Below are 21,534 nucleotides of genomic sequence, written 5' to 3'. Positions count from 1 at the left end.
TCGTTTCAATGATTTATTCTCGTTCCAAATGATTTATGCTTAATTTCAATATGCCCCAATCCTGTTTATTCAATCCGAGCATACGAGACGAGGCTTTAACTTGGGGTTTGACACGAGCAGAAACACATAAATCAATGAATCCATTCAACACATTCTATATACTAATTTATACGGACACTCAGCACTGGGAGGTGGTAAGATGAATCATCAATGGCATGCATTAGAGATAAAAGATGTAGTAGATTTTCTTCAAACAAACGAACAAGAAGGCTTGACCACTGTTGATGCCAATAATCGCATAAAGGTATACGGTCAGAATGTGCTACCTTCGAAAAAGCTCCCTACCATGCTTGAAATATTTGCACGCCAGTTTCTAAGTCCATTAATTTATATCCTGATTGCGGCTGGTTTGTTCTCAACTATGATTGGTGAAACGATTGATGCGTTGTTTATTTTTATAGTAATCCTCGCCAATGCATTACTTGGCTCGTTTCAAGAATATGGAGCGGAGAAAAGTGCTGCAGCGCTACAAAATCTACTAAAGATTTATGCTAGAACAAAACGTGATGGCAAAATCATCGACCTTCCTGCAGAAGAATTATTACCTGGAGATATTATCTATTTAGAATCCGGGAATAAAGTCCCTGCGGATGTACGCTTTGTGCAAGTCAATCAATTAACGATTGACGAATCTCTACTAACAGGGGAATCGATAGCTAGAATGAAGGATGTACAGTCCTTATCCACAGACAATCCTATAAGTGATCGTTTAAATATGGGGTATGCAGGTTCAACTGTTGTTTCTGGTCGTGGCATAGGAATTGTGGTAGCAACAGGGCATAGCACAGAGTTAGGGAAAATAGCTGATGCTACTGTTTCAACAGAGTCAAATAAGCCGCCACTTTCTATTCGAATGGAGAAGTTCTCAAAGGATATCAGTTATATCGTGCTAGGAGTTTGTGTTCTACTGGCTGTGCTAGCCTCCTATCAAGGTATTGCTTATGTAGACATATTCTTTTTGGCTGTTGCTTTGGCTGTTTCTGCGATTCCCGAAGGCTTACCAGTGGCCATTACTGTTGCATTGTCAGTCGCGACAAAAAGGATGTCGAAGCGAAGTGTCATTGTTCGCAAGCTGACAGCTGTGGAGAGTTTAGGTAGCTGTACTTTTGTTGCGAGTGACAAAACAGGAACACTTACCGTGAACCAACAAACTGTAAAATTAATTGTACTGCCAAGCGGGGACAAGTTCAAAATCACAGGGGAAGGTTATAATGGCACGGGGGAGATTCTAAATAATTCATCCCATCTCAATCGAATTGTCGAGTCGGCTATCATGACGAACGAAGCAACCTTAGATGACGAACAACAAGAATGGGTCCATAGTGGCGACGCGGTAGATGTGGCATTATTAGCGCTAGGGTATAAGCATGGCATACAGCCCAAGGCGTTTAGAAATTCCAAGAAAATTATTCACGACATCCCTTTTGAGTCCGAATTGCGTTATTCAGCAACCTTTTATCAAGATGGGGAGGTAGTGAAATTAGCAATCAAAGGCGCTCTAGAGTCGATTCTACCCCTATGCAGCCATACCATGAGCTCTGGTGAAGTGGCGTCAATCGATACACAAGCGATTGAGCAACAAGCAAATGATTTAGCGAATCAAGGCTACCGAGTGATCGCAATTGCTGACGCTACACTTTCTCAACACGTTCCAAGAGTAACACCTGCGATTTCCGATGTAAGGAACTTAAACCTTCTCGGTCTGATTGCTCTTATCGACCCACTGCGACCAGAAGTAAAAGCAGCTGTAGATACTTGCCACCAAGCAGGCGTCCAAGTCGCTATGATTACTGGCGATCACCCATTGACCGCCCTTGCAATTGCTAAAGAGTTAGGGATTGCAAACAATGGGAAAGATGTAATCACAGGATCTCAATTAGCTGTTTTCGAAGATTTTACTCATCCGGGATTCCTTGAAGTTGTCAAGCGTGTTCGCGTATTTGCAAGGGTAACTCCCTTACAGAAACTGCAAATTGTACAGGCCCTGACGCAATTAGGAAATTTCGTTGCCGTTACTGGTGACGGCGCCAACGATGCTCCCGCCCTCAAGAATGCCAATATTGGTGTTGCAATGGGTTCTGGAACAGACGTTACAAAAGAAATCGCATCAATCATTGTTACAGATGATAATTTCACATCCATTGTAGCTGGAATTGAAGAAGGAAGGACAGCTTATATTAATATCCGCAAAGTTATATACCTTCTTGTGGCAACAGGCTTTGCAGAGGTATTATTATTCCTATTTGCTCTTTTATTTGGTCTACCAATTCCGCTCCTTGCCGTACAGATATTATGGTTGAACTTAGTAACCAATGGCTTTCAGCATGTAACACTAGCCTTAGAGGGCGCAGAGCGAGATATTATGAAAAGGCCTCCGAGAAAACCTTCCGAAGGCATATTCAATCCAGTCATGATCAAACAAATTTGTATTTCTGGAGCCACTATGGCCATTGGGGCGTTTGGATTATGGGCTTCACTCTTATCATTAGGTATGGATGAGCATATGGCAAGAAATCTAATCTTGATGCTAATGGTGCTGTTTGAGAATATACACGTATTCAATTGCCGCTCCGAGACGCTTTCCGCTTTCCGCGTTCCCATCTCTCGAAATTACTATGTCATCGGCGGCGTTGTCGCCGCTTTTGGAATCCATATTTTTGCGACTCATAACAGCGTGCTGCAAAACATTCTGCAAGTAGAACCAATACCGCTCGGTACATTCTTTCCACTTTTACTATTAGCATCTTTCCTGCTAGTAGTAATGGAATTGTTTAAGTTTCGTCTTGAGAAACAATGAGCATAACTAATAAAAGCCAGGCATTCGCCTGGCTTTTATTTCCTTCAATCCTATACACTTTTTCGATACACTTTTTCGATACACTTTTTCGATTTTTCCGTTTCTACCTAGGGACTCTATTTTTCTTCTTTTAAGGACTCTACGAAAGCCTCTAAGTTGAGTTCGTCCTTCTGTGTTAATCTACCATCATATCCGAAGTTAAGCCATGGTACGTTCGCTTCTTCCCTCGCTTTACCACTCAATAGATTGACAATAATACCGACATTTTCATACATACTCGTAAAGTGTATCACGCCTTTTATGCCTTGTTGTCTCATGATTTTTGGTTTTCCTAAACGGTGCTGCGCCAAACCTGCAAAGAAATGTTTTAAATATTTCGTACCTTCCAACATAATTTCTTTAGGATCAGCAAAGATAGTGCCGGAGTCTTCTACTTTTTTCGCAAAATCTTGATAGAGCCCGTGTGTTTTCATATAAAGCATCATATATTGAAGATATTTCTTCCCTTCTTTTTGTGCCGCGTGTTCATCACGTTTCTGCATGATGTTCGTAAGCACTAACTCTGAAAGGGGAGGATTAATCAATGTGCCCCCTAAGCGGTTGATTTCCAACTCAAACTCTTTGCGCAGAGCAGGATTGTAAATTGCCCATGCTTCACCAATCATCCCTATCGGAATGAGATTAGGGTTATGACCTTGTAAAAGTTTCGCAGCTATTGCTTTACATTGCGAACCATCTTCAAACCATTCTTCAATCGTATCAATCGCATGATCATATTCTGTAAGCGTTTGTTTGTTAGCCCCATATATACCACCACACTGACTTAATACATAATTTAACCAGTCAACTGCTAGCATTCTTTTAAACAAATCTTCTCCATAAGACAACCACGCTCCATCCTGGAACAGGTCTTCAATGAATGGACTCACTACTTTGACGTCGGTATAATTAGCATTCAATAATTCTCTCTGTACTAGCTGCCCATATAAACCATGAATTTCAGCACCCTCGGAAGTTGGTATTAGCAGCGATACTTGCGTGTTTTCCTGGGTAGGCTTAGCCAAATAAGAAAACACATCTCCTAAGAGACTGACCATGGTGAAATATTCCTTCGATATGCTGAACTTCCTACCTATCGCCATCGAAACAGTAGTGGTTTGTGGAAGTATCTCCACCTTATGACCGCGATTGATTAAGTATTTCGCTGCCACTTTAGAATAGCTACCCCAGTTTGGTAATACAAGTACTTGATGCAGGCCTTGTTTGGTCAGTATTGATTGCGTAGCTGTATTAACAGCTTCCACATGCGCTTCTGTAGTGGCTGCAACTTGGTTAGGCGCAGTATCGGTTACATCAACCCTTGACGATATTTGCTTTTCTAGACTATTTATAAATGCTTCCAAGCGAGTTTGTACCCCGACACTGGAATAGTGTTCATCAACCTCAAGATGAAGATAAGGCTTGTCACCCATTTCTTGTTGCATAAAATGCGATATCATCGTATCTGGACCACAACCATGGTTTGTGAGATAGATTGCATAGAGATTCGGTGTATCCTTAATGATTTTGGCTGCTGCCAAAATATGTTGACCAAATGGCCAATACATGTTCGGATAATCTACGTTCATATCATATCCGTGCACTGGTAGTACATCCATCGGTATAACCTTATGGCCCATTTGATGAAGTTTTTGTGGTATCTTCATGTTCAGCACTGGATCAATAACCCCATAAGGACGAGTCATCAACACGAAGACCAACTCATTCGTAGATACCTTGCTTAGATATTCCTTGCCCATAGTTTCTAAGCCTTTATCAAAAGCTTCAAATGCTCCAAAGGCTTTCTTAACGCCCTTAATCGTGTTATGTGGTAGACTGCCAAGTTTCAGTCCTAACTTAACGAATGTTTTCATCATATACAATTTACCGAATTTAAATGAGAGAGTGGGGTTTAGCAACTCAACTCCCTTACCTTCTAAATCCATTGCCAGTTTCACAGTTAGTGCTGCCTGTTGCATGAACGTACACGGATAATCCTGTCGAGTCTTAGATACAGGGTGTTTCATTGTTACGACGTTCGGCAAGAATACATAATCTACACCTTGACCTAATAGATTGGCCACATGCCCGTTAATTAATTTCACTGGGAAACATGCTTCCTCAAAGCTATACTCCTGACTTGCCTTGACAATAGACTCATCCGTAGCATCAGAAAGAACCACGTTATAACCTAGATGCGTAAATAAAGTGCGGAACATTGGGAACATCTTATGGACAAATAGCACCCTTGGAATCCCGATTGTTTTCTTTCCAGGGATTTTTTCGCCAGTGTAATGTGCAAGGTATCGCTGGTTACGGAGTGCAAATAATTCCGGCTCACTACTAGGATTTTTACCCGTACTTACGTCAGCGTTTGATAGATTCCCGACTGCCTTTACGTTTAATTTTATAGATTCTACATCGATAGAACCTGCAAATTTATCAAAACCCTTAAATTGGCTTTCGATGATGTTCGCATCTTTTGCTAATAGTGCCGCTCCAATACAGCCTGTAATACTCGCATGGGGAGCCTGTGTAATTTTTTTCCCTGTTAATTTCTCGAAGGCCGCTAATACACCTAAGTTATTGGCGACTCCGCCCTGAAATACAATATTATCACCTAATGGTCTGCCAGCTACAACACGGTTAAGATAGTTCGCAGCTACCCCGTAACATAATCCAGCCACTAAGTCATTCAACTTTGCCCCTTGCAGTAAGTAAGATGTGAGGCTGGTTTCCATAAAAACAGTGCAGCGTTCCCCAAGATTACTCGGTTCCTCGGCCGCCAATGCCATTTCTCCCATGTCCTCTACTTGTATGTTCAATTTCTTGCATTGTTCTTCAAGAAACGATCCCGTACCTGCCGCACAGACTTTGTTCATCTCAAAATCAACAATTGTACCCTGGTTGAGCCTAATAAACTTGGAATCCTGACCGCCAATTTCTAGAACTGTATCCACGTTTGCATTATATTCAGCTGCTGCACGTGCTTGAGCTGTAATCTCATCCTTTACGAGATCTGCTCCAACATATTCACCAGTTAGATATCTGCCTGACCCTGTCACACCTACCCCTAGTACTTTAATACCTTTTACATTCACTCCAATTTCTTGTAACCCTTGTTGAACTACTTGTAATGGTTTTCCAGCCGTTGCAAGATAGCGGTAATCAAGCACATCACCGTTTTGGCTTAACATTACTACATTGGTACTCGTTGAACCTACGTCAACCCCTATATATACGCCAGTTATTTCTGATGTATCGATAGTAGTGTTTTTTGGGCCGTCATAGATTCCTTTGCTGCTTTTTGCAGTTAACGGATTGAATCGTCTATCGCTATCCATTTCTAGTTTCGCTAAGCTTGCAGTGCTTACCATTTTATTATCACTATAGCTGTTGATGATTAATACTATATCGTCCCATTTTAATTCATTAGCTTGTTGTAATGCCTGCATCGCGGCACCGATAGCACCTGAAACATTATGTTCTTCTGGTACCACTAGCTGCCCTTCCACGTCCAGTAGTTTCTCAATTGCGTGAACCATCGCAGGATTTGATGCTACACCGCCAAGAAAAAGGATAGGTAATTCAAGTCTTTGCTTCTTAATGACTGCACCTTTAAAAGTGCGGGCAACGGCATAACTTAATCCCATGAGGATATTATCAATCGATGTGCCTTCTTGTTGTAAATGAATAATATCTGTCTTGGCAAACACGCTACATCGCCCGGCTATTCTTGGTATATCTGTATGTTTTGCTAATGCATCTCGATAGCAATCAAGCGGTAACCCTAAACGTTCTGCTTGATGTTCTAAAAAAGACCCTGTCCCCGCAGAACAATCACTACTCATATCGACTTGCATACCACGATCAGTAAAGCGAATGCGTTTGGTCTCTTGCCCACCCATTTCTATAATCGTTTTTACGTCAGGGTAAACATGCTTCGCCCAAACCGATTGAGAAGATAGCTCGCTAAAATATGGAATGTCTAAGTCTTTAAACTGTTTACTGCCATTTCCTGTGAAACCTACGGATTGGACTTCCTTTTGAAGTGAATCAGGCATTTCATTTAGTATTGCTTTCAATATATCTAGCGGCTTTCCAAAATGTAAGACATACTTTGTATATTGCGTTTTGTTATGTTTATCAACGATTGCTACCTTAACTGAAGATGATCCTATATCAATCCCAAGACTGGATGGCATAATGTTTTCCCCCTCATTGATTCATGTCTTTCTTTACTTCCCTATATGTCCCATATGTTTATATAACCGCTGCCTAATATCTTGTATTTGCGGATCTTTGTCACGTTCATAAATTGATATATTAATACATTCATCGAAACCGATATATACTGGCTGATATGCAAATACCACAATGCAATCCGCGACCATCAATGCATCCTCTAAATCGTGCGTCACATAGACAACCGTAGGATTATACTCTTGATAGAGCTTTAAGAATAGTCTTTGGATTTCTCCCCGAGTTGTAATATCAAGCCCTTGTAACGGTTCGTCTAATAGTAAAATGTCTGGATTCACAGCAAATGCCCTAGCAATCGATACCCGCTGCCGCATGCCTCCACTTAACTCGTGGGGGAATGCATGTAAATCTTGCTCAAGTCCGACTGCCATTAGCATTTGTTTGGCTAGCTCTTTTCTCTTGACTTGCTCATAACTATTGAATAGCACGAATTCAACATTTTCTAACGCTGTTTTCCATGGAAGAAGTCTATGTTCTTGAAAAATATAGCTAATTTTACAATCATTCGTCGGGTGATTCCGGTGAGTTATCATTCCAAGCTTAGGTGTTTTGATTCCTGCGATGAGCTGTAGTAATGTTGACTTCCCAATCCCGGACCTTCCTAATATACAAGTGATTTTTTGAGACGGGATCGTCATTGAGAAGTCTTGAAATACGTGTTTCCCTTGATATGAAAAAGTAAGGTTTTTTATTTCCATTCTTGAATCCTCCCGGCTCTTGTCATATCACTTATTCTTTGGAAAACTTGTTCAATCGTAACTCCAAGTATTACAATGACTAACGTCCAAGCTAACACCTGTGCTGTTTCCAATTGCAAGCGCGCCCAGCTTAGAGCAGCACCAGCTCCTGAACTACTACTTAACAATTCAGCCATAACAATTGTCTTCCAGCTTATTCCTATACAAATCGAGATAGCTGAGGATACAAATGGCCATAGGGCAGGAAAATATATGTCTTTTGCAATTTGCAGAAAACTTGCATGAAATATCTTTGCCATTTCAACTAAAGAAGAAGGAATCTGGCGAGTTCCTTGTATCGCGTTTATAACAAAAATCGGAAACGTTGCTATGACAACTACAAAGATTGGCGCTGCGCCCCCAAAATCAAACCATATGATAGCTAGAATAATCCAAGATATAGGTGGGGTTGTCTGAATTATGACAATGATTGGCTTGAAAAAATGAAACAACATAGGAAACGATCCAATCATGCATCCTAGAAAGGTGCCAAGAACTAGTGATATTGTGAATCCAATACATACACGCTCTGCCGTAATTGCTATTTCTTTCCAAAGCTTGCCACTTTCCGCTAGCTTCTGTAATGCTTCGATAGTCTCTATAGGAGACGGTAAAACGATAGGGGATACGTTTTTCGATATCCCCCACCAAATCAGAATCACCGTTGCTATCGCTAACGAGCCTAATATTATTTTTTTAAGGTTTATAATAAAACCCTTCATCAGGTAAACTCTCCCCAATAGCTTCTGGTTGCAGCAATAATAATGTATTAAAATATTTTTCAATGGCAGGCTTTGCTTCTAGTGCAGGTACTGCTTGAATGATCATTTTATTAAGTGAGCTTTGAACTACAGGCTCTTTCATCTCAAAAGCTCGTGCTACTACACTTGCTGTTTTCGCTTGATCGACCATAATGTTTTCAGCAGCATGCTGATATGCTTCTAAGAATTCTTGTACTGCTTTTGGATTCGCTTTTGCCCAATTTGCATTTACTACTATGCCTGCTTGTGGCAAGCTTTGATTGTACTCTGCCATCCACGTTTTTTGGAAATCGATTACTTCAAAGAGCTTATCTTTTAATTGCATTCTAACCCCGCTAAGTGAAGGCTCTGGAAGTACCGCATGTTTAATCTTTCCACTAATGATTAGTTGAGAGATTTCCGGCGGTGTTGCATATTGTAGAGTTACTTTATCTAGTAGACCTTCTTTTTCTAATAAGTATCGAATTAACACATCAGGTGGTCCACTTTTATGTGATACAAATATTGTTTCGTTTTGTAAATCTGCTAAACTTTTCACTGATTCATCCGTACTAACCATGAAAATAGTGCCCCATGTATTTACGTTAATCAACTGTAATGGCATTTTCTTAGCTAAAGTAGCAGCTACATTTAAAGGAACAGCTGTAAATTGTGCTTCATTTTTCTGCAGGCTAGCCACTAATTGTTCTACCGTGTCCCAAGTGTTAATTTCTAAATTATCAATACCTTGCTCCTTCATTAACAACGCTGGGTATGCAGGTGCTGACTTTGGTGTTAGAAACACATAATTTGCTTTTTCTGCTACCACATTTTCTTTTGGTGTTTCCTTTAGTGCTGGTTGAGCTACCTCTTCCATATCGCACCCAACCATAAACACAAAGGTTGCTACAAGAATTAGACTGAATAACAATACTTTTTTCAACGTACATTCCCCCTGTTTTTGATAATAATTATCATTTACAATCAGAATTATATAGGATTGTTTCTTGAAAATCTATGATTTATATCACATTTTTGATAATGATAATTATTTTTATGGTTTTTTTAAAAAACACAGCATTTTGCATGCAAAAAAACCTTGTAAAAACTACCGTTTCTACAAGGTTCTCTTTATACTGCTTATTCGATTTGATAATTATTTTTTTACACTGACGGCTTTACCACCACTAGAAACATCTTAAATCTCTCAATTGCATCTAATGCGTGAGGGATATTCGCTGGCATTACTACCACTTCACCTGCGGAAGCAATAATCTTCTCATCGCCAATTGTGATTTCCGCCTTACCATCCAAAATATGAACCAGCGCATCACCAGGCGCAGAATGAGCACTAATTCCTTCTCCCTTTTCAAATGCAAATAGCGTCATGTTGAAGTCTAACCTTTGTGATAATGTTAAACTTACGACCTTACCTGGTTGGTAATCAATTAGCCCTTGCATAGATAAGGCTTGAGAAAATGGTATATTCTTAATAAATTGTTGTTGCATAAATAAAAAACCCCCTTAGTTTTTTGTCAAAAGTATTCGCCGAACATCATCGATATCAATAATCAATGTTACTTGTTATCTTGATTATAATCTTATAGAATTCCCTCCGCAGTGAATTCCATCACACATTTCTAAGAATTTCATCATACCCCTTAGGAAGATTTTAATCATAATATACTTCTATAAAGCGAGTCATCGACATTTCGAAACGAAAAAAGTCTCGCAAAGTACTTTCACAAGCACTTCACGAGACTACTTTTTGACTTATCAGTTAAATTTTGTTTAAGCGTTAGATTTGACTTAATAGTTAAAAATGATATACGTAACGACAAAGTATACAACCGTAATGACGGCTGGCGGTATAGAGTATTGCCAAATTGTCTTGGCCTTACGGTAGTATAACGTAAACATTAGAAGTGCAGATAGAGTAACACCACCAAAGGCTGTAATTACCTGAACTGAATCAATCGCCGTCAAGATATTACCCTTTCGATACATAAGATCGGCAAACGGAATAATTAACATGTTGAAAATATTGCTTCCTAATACTGCGCCTATTGCCAGGTTCACATTCGATAATCGAAACGCTGCATACACACTGACTACTTCTGGCAAGGAGGTTGTAGCGGCAATTAAGAAACTGCCGACAAATGTTGAGCCTAGACCTGTAATGACTGCAATTTTATCTCCAAACACAGCTAATGCAGTTCCCGAAAGCATAATGACCACAGAGAATGAAGCAAAACCGATTACTGCCGTTTTTACAGATATATCTTCATTGTCACTTGCTGGAGGCTTTATCTCTTCTTGGAGAATCGACGACTTTACTTTCATGTTAATCTTCGAAATTGCCCACATGCCAATGATATACGTTGCAACAATGATATAGCTACTGAGTCCAATACCAAGAAACTCGTAGGAAACATTCGATAGCATCGCAACGATTACAATCGTTGACATCATAATTCCTAGGAGCGCTGTAATTCTATGGGTTGCAGAAGCAAATAAGAATAGTCGTCCTCTTCTGAACCATATGTCGAGCACCGCTAGTATCAATACGTTGAAAATATTACTTCCTAACACATTACCAATTGCTATGTCCGGATTATCAATTAGGACAGCCGATGCTGTAGTAGTTACCTCTGGCAGTGATGTAGCTGCCGCAAGAAGAACCGTCCCAATCAACAGACCACCAAAAGAAGTCTTCTCGCTTATGACATCTGCATAGGTTGATAATTTTACTGCTGAATAAACTGTTACGCCTGCCGCAATGAAAAAATACACAAATACTAGAAAATCTGACATAAGAAAGTCCAACAAAATATCCTCCTAAATTCTTTTCATACAATAGTAAATAATTACTGTATTTCATCTCAATATCTGATTGTACTGCTTTCAGTACAAAGCTGCAATAGCCTAAACACACTACTCTACGGCTATTTTTAAAATTGAAAGAGTCTTATTTTAAATATTCAACTGCGCCTTTTGATTGAAAAATGTCTTGTATCCTAACTGCACAAATAAAATGACAGACAAAGTTACACTGCCGACGATTCCTAGCATTATGGCAATTTGATATTCTACCGCCACAATCGGAGATATACCAGATAAAATTTGCCCCGTCATCATTCCTGGCAGAAACACTATGCCCATCCCAACCATCGAGTTTATCGTGGGTAATATTGCCGAGTCAAACGCTTGGTTTATAATCGATCTAGATGCCATCTTCGGTGTCGCCCCTAACATCAATGAACATTCCACCATTTCCCTTTGCTCATGAAAGCCACTCACTAAACGAGTCACTCCTAAGCTAATACCTGTCATAGAGTTTCCAATAATCATCCCTGCAATTGGTATAAAATAGCGCGGGTCATGCCAAGGGCTAAATTGAATGACTATTAAATTAAAGTAGAGTATACTCGTTACCGTTCCCACCACCATAGAAAAAGCAATGACAAGTTTAGTTGCTTTAAGTAGCTCTATTTTTACACGATTAAAAATATTATGTATAGCAAACACTTGCATACAAATAAGAAATATCACCGTTAACATTGGCTGATTCACATCAAACATATAGCTCAAAATATATGCTACCAGAATAAGCTGTAATGTCATTCGAATACTGGCAAGGACAATTTCAGTCTCCCTTTTAATCCCTTTGACTCTTACTATTACTAATAATATTAGAATGAAAACATAAGCAGCCCCTAACTGCCACATCTGTAGTTCAATGACACTCGACATAGAAAATCCCACCTTCTCCGTCTTTTTCAGCACTACCCAATCTTTTTCAACACAACCAAATGATCGGCGTATTGCTGGGCTATATTTTGTGAATGGGTAACCATAACAACAGTCGCACCTTGTTGCCTGGTTAAATCCTTTAGATATTGAATTATCCAATCTGCAGTATCTTCATCCAGTGATGCTGGTGGCTCATCTAGCAAATATACCTTGGGCTGCATAAGCGTAATGCGCGCTAAAGCTATCCTTTGTCTTTCCCCACCAGAAAGCCTCTCACAGGAGTCCTCCAGTCTTTTGTTTAGGTGGAAATCTCGCAAAACATCGTTTAAAGCTTGTTCGCTGGGGTGCTCTTGTTCAGAAAAATCTAATCCTATCAATAAATTTTCCTTTACAGAAGCTGGATACATGATTGGCGTTTGCGAAAGCATAACAACATCCCTTCTCAAGACTATGGAATCTAACACGTCTATCGACTTGCCATTATATAAGATTTCTCCACTATCTGGAGAGATCATCTGATTCAGTAGTTTTAATAACGTAGATTTTCCACTTCCGCTTTCTCCTATAATGCAAGTTAACTTTTTATCTGGAATCTCCATATGCTCAATCGACAAAATATTTTTATAGGTAACTTGATGTAACGAAAACATGGCTACATCCCTTTCTTTTCAGTGCGTTGTTTTATTTCACGGACTATTCCGTTGAATATGAAATAGTGTGCTGGCACCATCGCATACCAATATAAATAGCCCCATACTCCATGAGGTTCATAATAGGCCGTCTGCTTTACGATAGTAGTGCTATTTTCTTCGTTGGTAGTCAATTGATATTCAAGCCATGCTTTTCCTGGAATCTTCATCTCTGCACGCAAACGCAATAACTTATGTTCTTCCCATGCTTCTACACGCCAAAAATCTAAGTAATCACCAACACTTAACTGCTGTGGATGTAATCTTCCACGCGCAATTCCAACTCCACCTAACTGCTCATCAATCCAGCCGCGAATTTGCCAAAGAGCATTCGCATAATACCAACCATTCTGTCCGCCTATACTAGTAACTACATCAAAAACTGTGCTCCTAGGTGCATGGATATGAATTGTTTTTTTATCAGTGATGTATTCTCTCTGTATATCTAACATTCCGCTAACCCCTTCAGACACTTTACATGTAAACTACAAACAATAAACAATATAGGCTATCATTCGACTCTATGGAAAAGATTCTACCTTACGTCACATTATATACTACTCACGTTGTCTTACAAGATGACAATATACATAACTTGGCAACCACTTGGTCTATGTAGACGTAGGTAAATGCCTTGGTTGCCGTGACGCAACACGCAGTATGATTATGCATGATAGGCAATGAAAAAAGCTGGCCATAGGCTCAGCTTTTTTCTATAAATGGTTTTAACATTCTTTCGTTAAATCGCAATTGATTTACGCTTCGTAAACTTCAACCTTTTGCATAACGTCTCCGCCCTTGATTGTATCCACATGTTCCATTCCTGATACAACTTTGCCAAAAACAGTGTGCTGTCCATCTAAGTGCGGTTGTGGCTGGTAGCAAATATAGAACTGACTGCCGCCAGTGTTTCTACCAGCATGCGCCATTGCTAATGATCCACGCTCATGCTTATTCGGGTTGATTTCACAATTGATTGTATACCCAGGACCACCAGTTCCGTTACCACGAGGGCAGCCCCCTTGTGCTACGAAATTCGAAATGACACGATGGAATGTTAGACCATTGTAAAAGCCTTCATTTACTAGCTTTTCAAAATTTCCTACAGTATTCGGAGCATCAGCTTCAAATAGTTCTAATACAACAACATTGCCGTTCTCCATAGTGATTTTCGCTTGTTTTGCCATATATTTACACCCCTTAAATAAACTTGACTCGAACGATTACTCGTTCAAGTCATATTTGACTTTCTATATTCTACTACATATTTCAAATCTGTCAAAACATCAAAATCCTACCGTTAAATCGATTCCTAGTATTCCAATAATTTTTTTGTCAGGTGCCTGTATTGGCATGGAGATAGTAATGCATAACTGTTGTGAAATTGCAGATACATAAATTGGAGATATGTAAAAACTTCCCTTTGCCGCTTCTTTAAACCAATCACGATCGGAGGCATTGGCTATTCCTGCCGGAGGTAATGAAATAATAAATTCCCCCTTGAGGTTATTCGTCCATGCAGCTTCTAATTCCTTATGCTGCCTCATTAGTCTTTCCAAAATCATTTGATGACTTGATTTGTTCATCGTTAAGATTTCCGGATTAGCTATCTCCTGCTCAAAAATTTTCTGTAGATGTTTAATCTTTTGATCCAATGCAATCCGATCGGCTTCAGATAAGTTAACAAGTGAAATTTTATTCGTATTTTTCACTAGTGTATCCGCCACATTCTCAAGTAGCTCTCCCATATTCTGCGTTTCCTGCAGGTGTTCTTCTTGTAATTGCAGGGCTTCTGTTATGCCCAACACGTGTTTATCCGCTTCTCTACATATATCAACCATTTCATTTAAGAAGTTTGAGACTTTAAGATTTGCATCTAACTGTGCTTTTCTTGCATCACTGGCTTTCCCAAGTTTCCCTTCCATTGTTGCGCTCGCCTCAAGAATGAGCCGTAAATTTGCTTCTGCCGCATTGGTAGCACTTATGCCCTTTTCTACAGCACCTGCTCCCTTTTCTACGGCTCTAGCCGCATCATTCACACCACTATTGATTTGGACTAAAAGGCGGTTGGCAGAACCTGCAGCAGTGGAACTGTCATTCGATAGCTTCTGAATCTCTTGTGCTACTACTGCAAAACCCCTACCATGTTCTCCGGCACGCGCTGCTTCTATGGATGCATTTAATGCCAATAGATTGGTTTGCACAGATACCCCTTGAATTGCTGCTAAGAAATTATCTATTTCTTTCGTTATGTGTGTTAGCGCTTGTATCTTCTCTGCAATTTCTTCTGAAGCTTGTGCAATTTCAATCATAGAGTGATTTGCTTCCGTTACAGCTAAACTGCCTTTCTTCGCAATGTCATTCGTATTGATGCTATCTTGATAAATCCCACCCGCAATCGATGTTATCATTTCTGCCGCGGACTTCACTTCTTCAATTTGTTCATTCGCTTGTTGTACCGCATCGACAATGTTATTTGTCATTTGTTTCGTATGATCGATATCTCTATGAATATCTAATGCAATCTCATTGGTACTGCCAATTGCTTGGTTTACCTGATTCACCGCAGCAACAACCTTACTAGATGATACTTGTGTTGCTTTCGTGAACTCTCGAATCGTATCTGCTAACTGATCGATGTAATTAGCGAGCTCTTGGTACTCTGAAGGGTACTCTTCTAACTTTATTTTTTCCGATAATTTACCCGATGCATACTTGGATACTATATTCGTAAGCTTCTTAAGTGCCGTTCGATTACTCCAAAACATCAACATCACCCCTCAGTTGTAATTATTCTGACACCGTATGTTATGTATTTTAACATTATACTATATTAACAGTTTCCTGTGTATATTTTTTCATTTATTTATTATTGTTTTTGTTAGATTAAAACACTGACGTATTAATTCCTCAGGCTTACAACTCATTTTTATAAATAGAATTTACTTAATTGTTTGATATTGAATGTGTAGATGCAGTCCTGTATATTTACCGATATACTAAATCCGCATGAATTTAATTGATGATATTATATGGCCATTTTATATAGTGATTATGTATGGTTTTCTGATATCTGTATAAATACACATGTTTTTAAGGTATAATTAATTAGTTGTTGTCTATCAATAGAATCGATAAGGAGGAAGAACATGGGTAATAGAAAGTTAATTTCTAGTTTTTTCGGCGTGATTGCCCTTGTAATCATTGTCATAAGTGCCTTTACTTGCTGGTATACAGTCGATCAATCCGAACAAGCAATTTTAATTACATTAGGAAATCCAGACCCATCCATCATCCCAGCAGGATTGCATTTCAAATTGCCATACCCGATTCAACAAGTAAAAAAGTTATCCCGCGAAACATTCAGTCTTACCTTTGGTTATGAAGAAACACGCGATAGCTTTATTCAGCACGAGAAGGATGCCAAAATGGTGACAGGTGATGAAAATATTATCTTAGCAGACCTTGAAGTGCAATGGAGAATTACAGATCCTGTTGCTTATCTTTACAACACCTCTGACCCTCAAAGAGTCTTATACAATGCAACATCAGCCTCGTTAAGGGGTGTTATAGGTAGCTCTAGCGTAGATGATGCTCTTACTGATGGTAGAAGCACTATCATGAACGATATTCGTGACTTATTAACAGAAATGGTGAACATGTATAACGTTGGTATTACCATCGTGAATGTCAACCTACAGGACGTAGATTTGCCAAACGAAGAGGTGAGTCTTGCTTTCCGTAAAGTGACGGATGCCCGTGAAGAACGTAATACGAAAATCAATCAAGCCAATCGTTATCGTAATGAAAAAGTTAACGTAGCACTTGGGGAGAAAGAGGCCATTATCAGTAGAGCTGAAGGCCAAAAAATTGAAAGAATCGAAGGTGCTCGTGGGGACGTTGCGAAGTTTAATGCAATTCACAAAGAATATGCCAACAACCCAAATATAACAAAGCAGCGTCTAATCTTAGAGGTGCTTGAAGAAATTCTTCCTGGCGCGCAAATCTATATTATGGAAGATAGTAGCAGTACTGTGAAATATCTGCCGATTGACGCTACGAGAGGAGGAGCACGATAATATGTCCGACTTCAAAAAGTTTATAGATGCTATTAATGCTTTTACCGATCAAAATGGTGGCGGTTCTCAAAAGGGTTCTGACCCTAAAGAGTATATCAATGTATCTCCAAAAACATCGGGAAGTGGGTTTGATTTCAAAAGGTATGGTTCATCTTTTATTGCTATAGCGTTATTTCTCGTAGTCAGTATGGTCGCGTTAAGTAACTTATATATTGTAAAACCTAATGAATATAAGCTGGTCCGACAATTCGGTGAAGTCGTTAGAGTGATTGATGAACCTGGCTTAAACTATAAGCTCCCTATTATTCAAAGTATTACTTCTCTGCCAAAGCATTTATTAATATACGATGTAGCTCCAGCCGAGATTAATACCTTTGATAAAAAGCGAATTATGGTAGACCATTATGCCGTGTGGAAAATTACATCACCGCGGTCTATGATAGAGACTCTCAGAACGATGAATGCAGCCGAAGGTCGCTTAGGAGACATTATCTACTCTAATATCCGCACAGAATTAGGGCGATTAAATTACGATGAAATTATTAATGAAGAAAAAGGTAGCCGAGGAAATATTAACGATTTGGTACGCACGCAGGTTAATAATACACTTCTAGCAAACTCAAACGGTATTGAAGTAGTGGATATCCGTATGAAACGAACGGACTTACCGGCAAGTAATGAACAAGCTGTGTTTAATCGAATGATTTCAGAGCGCGAAAGTACAGCCCAGCAGTATTTATCTCAAGGTGATGCAGAAGCTACGAAAATCAAAGCAGAAACTGACCGTGAAGTGCAAGAAATGATTGCAACTGCTAATGCTGAAGCCAAAATCATCATTTCTCAAGGGGAAAATGAAGCGGCGAGAATTTATAATGACTCCTACGGGAAGGATCCTAATTTTTATGAACTTTACCGAACTCTGGAATCATATCGTACCACTTTACGCGGAGAACCTGTAATCATACTTCCACTTAACTCTCCTTACGCAAAATTCTTACGCGGAAATTAAACTTTAAGCTTTCAATAAGCTTTCATAAAACTTATATAAAACTTATATAAAACTTATATAAAACTTATATAAAACTTAGGGTAGTGACTGATATCTAATACATATCAGTCACTACCCTTTTCTATTTTTAAACATTTTCTATTTTGATATGAAATTCTGCAATCTTATAAGTCGTTACGAATTTGCATTCATACCTTGCTCACTGCATCGACACTGAATGACATCCAATAACCTCAATCTAATGTTTATTATACTTTAAATCTGTGTACTAACTCATTCAAGTGCTCTGCTAGTTCAGTCTGAGACTGGGTTACCTTTGCAATGTCTTCGACGGCTTGAGCTGTTTCATTAATATTAGATGTAATACCTTGGGAGCTAGTCGTTGCATTTTCAACTCCTACTGAAACATTTTGTATCCCTTGATTGACCTCTCCCATTGAAGCAACAAGTTGCTCACAAGTTTGAGAGAAATCAGCAAATAATTTACTTACCATTTCTGCATCATTTGAGTATGCTTCACCATTGCTCACCATATCTCGATAATCCTGACCTACTATTTCATCAATGTACTGCAATATCTGCTCCGTATTGGTGGACAAGTTATCAAAAGCTTTTCGAACAAGTAATATAGTATTTTGGATTTCTGCAACTGTTTTCGATGAATGTTCAGCCAATTTCCTTACTTCATCAGCTACAACAGCAAATCCCTTCCCTTGTTCTCCTGCCCTAGCAGCCTCAATCGCCGCATTTAAAGCAAGTAAATTGGTTTGCGAAGCAATTTCTGAAATAGTGTCTGCCATCTTCCCTATTTCTTCAACAATCTTTCCTTCTTCAATGGCTCGAACAATCGAAGAGTGTTTTTCATCGTACATCTTTCTACTATTGGACAATGAATTTTCAGCGTTTGTTTTGAGCGATTCTGCTCTTTGTTCTATTTCTTTTACAGAGCGATTTCCATCGTCTACTTTCTCAACTAAGGTATGTGCTAGTTCAACAATCTGACCACCAATCGATTCTACTGATTTTGTCGCATAACGGGTGGATTCCATATCTGACGATATCTCATGGCTACTATGATTTATATTTTGTGTTTGGGCCAAGATCTCCTGTGTAGTAGCTGATAACTCTTCACTTGATGCACTTACTTCTGTTGCTGAGTGTAAGACATCTTTCATAACAGAACGGGTTTTCTCAATCCCTTGATTTAATGCTTTTGCAAGATCTCCAATTTCGTCATCATAAGAAACTTTAATGGTTTTAGTAAGATCTCCATCGCCAAATGCCTCAGCGAAATGAACAGTCTGTTCTATCGGTTTTAAGACGAATTTCGGTAGTACAATAAAACGTACCGCAGTTATCATCAGTACAAATACAATAACCACAATCGTCATCACGATTGCCATTATATTACGAGCATGTTCGTATTCCTTATTTAATTTCGTTAATATTGCATCAAGGAAACGGTTCATCATATGTTCCTTATCTGCAATTTCAGCTAGCCTTTGGGAACCCTCTTCAATGCGGTTTTCTAAGAAAACAGCTTGCACTGCCACTACACTAGAGTAAAAGCTAACATACTCTGTCTCAATATTGAGTGCTTGCTCTGCGTCGAACTTCTTTAACTCTTCGATTAAGTCATATATTTCTAGTGATTGATTCGCTGCAAGTACTGCGTAATAATCATTTCCTGTAAGTATCCCGCTTTTTATATTCCCTATAATCGATTTGCTATTACTCTGAATAGCGCCTACTGTTCGCTCTGTCTTTAATAACGTATCTAATGTATTGTTCTGATAATAATTCATTCCTATTAATACACTTACAATAAAAATTCCTAGGACAGCAAATGGAATAATTATTTTTCTACCAATTGTAATTCGCATATGTCCGTCCCCCTATCGCACTGGTATAAAAGAATGCTTTTCAATAATTGCTTGCCCCTGTTCGCTTAATAACAGATCTAGTAAGGTTCGAACCTGTAGTTCGTTCGCGTCACGATATACAACGTTCAATTCCCTTAGTATAGGATAACTTCCGTTTACGACGTTTTCTACATTAGCTTCTACACCCTCAAGCTTAAGTATCTTTATAGGCATACCTTTCTCTTGTAATTCGATAGCCGTTCCTAATGATAAATATCCAATAGCATTCGGAATGCCCCCAACAAGCGTTGCTACTTCAATATTCGCACCTACTTCTATAGCTGTATCGAGAATCTCTATTTGATTTTCTAATTTTCTCTTTGGACTTTTCAGACCTGTAAACTCTTCGAATAACTCTAAAGTTGCTCTTCCGATCTCTTTACTTACTAAAAATATAGGAGTTTTTTCCCCACCAAATTGTTCCCATGATGTCTTACCATCGCTGTATATTTGGATGAGTTGTTGTTTATTAATTTCATTCACCGGATTTCTTTCATTCACTACAAATACTATCGTATCTAATCCAACAAGCAAGTCTGCTAGCTGTTGTTTCTCTTCCGCTTTAATGACCCTTGAAGCCATTCCGATGTGAGATGTACCGCTAATCGTATTCTTGACGCCTGTGCCGCTACCACCTGCCGAAATAGAAAAGTCTATCCCTTGTATTTCTTTATGCAACTCTGCAATTTCAGTTATAAAAGGCAACATCGTACTAGAACCTGAAATATCAATTTTATTTGCTTGTCCATAAATCGGATGACATATTATAAGCAACAAAGTCACAATAAGGAAAGCTGTTATCGATATTTTCTTCATTTATATCACTCCCAATAGTATTTATATATGCATATATAAATAGTACCATATTATTGGTGATTTGTATTAAATATCGCTTAAGTTTCCAAGAACCTTGTGAAATGTATACTGGATTTCACTTAGCTATAAGTATAAAAAGAAAGCTTTGGCGAAGCACACAAGCGCATAAGTCTCGCTAAATGCTTAGCATAAGTCTTACTTTAAGAATGACCTAGTTACACTGACGCAAAAACACAGTAATTTATTACTGTGTTTTGCTAATGCAAAGCTACATATATAGATTATCCATATATAGATTGTCAGAATTATCATAAGTTTTGATACGCAAAAAAAGCACTTATAGTAAGGTCTTATCCTTACCATAAGTGCTTTTCTCATGTATGCCTGGCAACGTCCTACTCTCCCAAGGACCTACGTCCTAAGTACCATTGGCGCTGGAGGGCTTAACGATCGTGTTCGGTATGGGAACGGGTGTGTCCCCTCCGCTATCGCCACCAGACATTCAACTACACGCTAAAACCTACTATCGACATCGAAACATTTTTTGTCTTACTCTGTGTGCGTTTTTGGGTTAACCCTTTTGGTTAAGCCCTCGACCGATTAGTATCTGTCCGCTTAACATATCACTAT

Annotated in this window: 16 protein-coding genes and 1 rRNA gene; 3 read left to right on the top strand and 14 right to left on the bottom strand. The window is 39.0% G+C overall.

Annotated features, from left to right (window positions below; all coding sequences use genetic code 11):
* Positions 1-199 precede the first annotated feature (199 nt).
* On the top strand, positions 200-2,857 hold the full coding sequence (locus BHU72_RS03585) for a cation-translocating P-type ATPase (protein WP_069701268.1): 2,658 nt from the start codon (positions 200-202) through the stop codon (positions 2,855-2,857).
* A 116-nt stretch (positions 2,858-2,973) separates the two neighbouring features.
* On the opposite strand, the gene BHU72_RS03580 is transcribed toward BHU72_RS03585, so the two are convergent.
* From BHU72_RS03580 to BHU72_RS03530, 11 genes are all read right to left on the bottom strand, one after another.
* The gene (locus BHU72_RS03580; protein ID WP_069701267.1) at positions 2,974-7,101 is read right to left on the bottom strand and encodes an acyl-CoA dehydratase activase; all 4,128 of its coding nucleotides are present in this window, start codon (positions 7,099-7,101) and stop codon (positions 2,974-2,976) included.
* Between the two features lie 33 nt (positions 7,102-7,134).
* A complete protein-coding gene (locus BHU72_RS03575; RefSeq protein WP_069701266.1) occupies positions 7,135-7,857 on the bottom strand; it encodes an ABC transporter ATP-binding protein in 723 nt (240 codons plus the stop codon).
* Entirely contained in the window at positions 7,848-8,618 is a 771-nt protein-coding gene (locus BHU72_RS03570; protein ID WP_069701265.1) for an ABC transporter permease, read from the bottom strand. Before BHU72_RS03570 ends, BHU72_RS03575 begins: the two co-directional genes overlap by 10 nt.
* The gene (locus BHU72_RS03565; protein ID WP_069701264.1) at positions 8,593-9,579 is read right to left on the bottom strand and encodes an ABC transporter substrate-binding protein; all 987 of its coding nucleotides are present in this window, start codon (positions 9,577-9,579) and stop codon (positions 8,593-8,595) included. Before BHU72_RS03565 ends, BHU72_RS03570 begins: the two co-directional genes overlap by 26 nt.
* Before the next feature lie 221 nt (positions 9,580-9,800).
* Positions 9,801-10,145 (bottom strand): cupin domain-containing protein, encoded by a 345-nt coding sequence (locus BHU72_RS03560; RefSeq protein ID WP_069701263.1) that lies wholly within the window; start codon positions 10,143-10,145, stop codon positions 9,801-9,803.
* Positions 10,146-10,445: 300 nt separating this feature from the next.
* Entirely contained in the window at positions 10,446-11,462 is a 1,017-nt protein-coding gene (locus BHU72_RS03555; protein ID WP_245671848.1) for a sodium:calcium antiporter, read from the bottom strand.
* Between the two features lie 147 nt (positions 11,463-11,609).
* Positions 11,610-12,389, bottom strand: a complete 780-nt coding sequence (locus BHU72_RS03550; RefSeq protein WP_069701262.1) for an ABC transporter permease — start codon at positions 12,387-12,389, stop codon at positions 11,610-11,612.
* A 32-nt stretch (positions 12,390-12,421) separates the two neighbouring features.
* Entirely contained in the window at positions 12,422-13,039 is a 618-nt protein-coding gene (locus BHU72_RS03545) for an ABC transporter ATP-binding protein (RefSeq protein ID WP_069701261.1), read from the bottom strand.
* Positions 13,040-13,041: 2 nt separating this feature from the next.
* The gene (locus BHU72_RS03540) at positions 13,042-13,530 is read right to left on the bottom strand and encodes a DUF2867 domain-containing protein (protein ID WP_069701260.1); all 489 of its coding nucleotides are present in this window, start codon (positions 13,528-13,530) and stop codon (positions 13,042-13,044) included.
* A gap of 303 nt (positions 13,531-13,833) precedes the next feature.
* Positions 13,834-14,265, bottom strand: coding sequence for a peptidylprolyl isomerase (locus BHU72_RS03535; RefSeq protein ID WP_069701259.1), 432 nt, complete (start codon positions 14,263-14,265; stop codon positions 13,834-13,836).
* Positions 14,266-14,364: 99 nt separating this feature from the next.
* Complete coding sequence (locus BHU72_RS03530; protein ID WP_069701258.1) at positions 14,365-15,846, bottom strand: methyl-accepting chemotaxis protein; 1,482 nt, start codon at positions 15,844-15,846, stop codon at positions 14,365-14,367.
* 381 nt (positions 15,847-16,227) lie between these two features.
* On the opposite strand from BHU72_RS03530, the gene hflK reads away from it, so the two are divergent.
* A complete protein-coding gene (gene hflK / locus BHU72_RS03525) occupies positions 16,228-17,157 on the top strand; it encodes an FtsH protease activity modulator HflK (RefSeq protein WP_069701257.1) in 930 nt (309 codons plus the stop codon).
* Between the two features lies 1 nt (position 17,158).
* Positions 17,159-18,166: a protease modulator HflC gene (hflC, locus tag BHU72_RS03520; protein ID WP_083248237.1), complete on the top strand. Its 1,008-nt coding sequence runs from the start codon at positions 17,159-17,161 to the stop codon at positions 18,164-18,166.
* 248 nt (positions 18,167-18,414) lie between these two features.
* On the opposite strand, the gene BHU72_RS03515 is transcribed toward hflC, so the two are convergent.
* The 3 genes from BHU72_RS03515 to rrf all read right to left on the bottom strand — a co-directional run bounded on the left by BHU72_RS03515 (position 18,415) and on the right by rrf (position 21,403).
* Positions 18,415-20,049 (bottom strand): methyl-accepting chemotaxis protein, encoded by a 1,635-nt coding sequence (locus BHU72_RS03515; protein WP_069701256.1) that lies wholly within the window; start codon positions 20,047-20,049, stop codon positions 18,415-18,417.
* A gap of 12 nt (positions 20,050-20,061) precedes the next feature.
* Positions 20,062-20,904 carry a phosphate ABC transporter substrate-binding protein gene (locus BHU72_RS03510; RefSeq protein ID WP_069701255.1) on the bottom strand — a complete coding sequence of 281 codons (843 nt, stop codon included), beginning with the start codon at positions 20,902-20,904 and terminating at the stop codon, positions 20,062-20,064.
* Positions 20,905-21,286: 382 nt separating this feature from the next.
* Positions 21,287-21,403, bottom strand: a 5S ribosomal RNA gene (gene rrf / locus BHU72_RS03505).
* Positions 21,404-21,534: the final 131 nt, after the last annotated feature.

The sequence above is a fragment of the Desulfuribacillus stibiiarsenatis genome (genome assembly GCF_001742305.1).
Taxonomy (GTDB): domain Bacteria; phylum Bacillota; class Bacilli; order Desulfuribacillales; family Desulfuribacillaceae; genus Desulfuribacillus_A; species Desulfuribacillus_A stibiiarsenatis.
This window is presented reverse-complemented; position numbering and strand designations above follow the sequence as displayed.

Bases quoted from the DNA above. Each gene is read 5' to 3' on its own strand.
- hflK (WP_069701257.1), top strand. From the start codon at position 16,228: ATGGGTAATAGAAAGTTAATTTCTAGTTTTTTCGGCGTGATTGCCCTT.
- BHU72_RS03515 (WP_069701256.1), bottom strand. From the start codon at position 20,049: ATGCGAATTACAATTGGTAGAAAAATAATTATTCCATTTGCTGTCCTA.
- BHU72_RS03575 (WP_069701266.1), bottom strand. From the start codon at position 7,857: ATGGAAATAAAAAACCTTACTTTTTCATATCAAGGGAAACACGTATTT.
- BHU72_RS03580 (WP_069701267.1), bottom strand. From the start codon at position 7,101: ATGCCATCCAGTCTTGGGATTGATATAGGATCATCTTCAGTTAAGGTA.
- BHU72_RS03535 (WP_069701259.1), bottom strand. From the start codon at position 14,265: ATGGCAAAACAAGCGAAAATCACTATGGAGAACGGCAATGTTGTTGTA.
- BHU72_RS03530 (WP_069701258.1), bottom strand. From the start codon at position 15,846: ATGTTTTGGAGTAATCGAACGGCACTTAAGAAGCTTACGAATATAGTA.
- BHU72_RS03540 (WP_069701260.1), bottom strand. From the start codon at position 13,530: ATGTTAGATATACAGAGAGAATACATCACTGATAAAAAAACAATTCAT.
- BHU72_RS03585 (WP_069701268.1), top strand. From the start codon at position 200: ATGAATCATCAATGGCATGCATTAGAGATAAAAGATGTAGTAGATTTT.
- BHU72_RS03570 (WP_069701265.1), bottom strand. From the start codon at position 8,618: ATGAAGGGTTTTATTATAAACCTTAAAAAAATAATATTAGGCTCGTTA.
- BHU72_RS03560 (WP_069701263.1), bottom strand. From the start codon at position 10,145: ATGCAACAACAATTTATTAAGAATATACCATTTTCTCAAGCCTTATCT.
- BHU72_RS03550 (WP_069701262.1), bottom strand. From the start codon at position 12,389: ATGTCGAGTGTCATTGAACTACAGATGTGGCAGTTAGGGGCTGCTTAT.
- BHU72_RS03545 (WP_069701261.1), bottom strand. From the start codon at position 13,039: ATGTTTTCGTTACATCAAGTTACCTATAAAAATATTTTGTCGATTGAG.
- hflC (WP_083248237.1), top strand. From the start codon at position 17,159: ATGTCCGACTTCAAAAAGTTTATAGATGCTATTAATGCTTTTACCGAT.
- BHU72_RS03510 (WP_069701255.1), bottom strand. From the start codon at position 20,904: ATGAAGAAAATATCGATAACAGCTTTCCTTATTGTGACTTTGTTGCTT.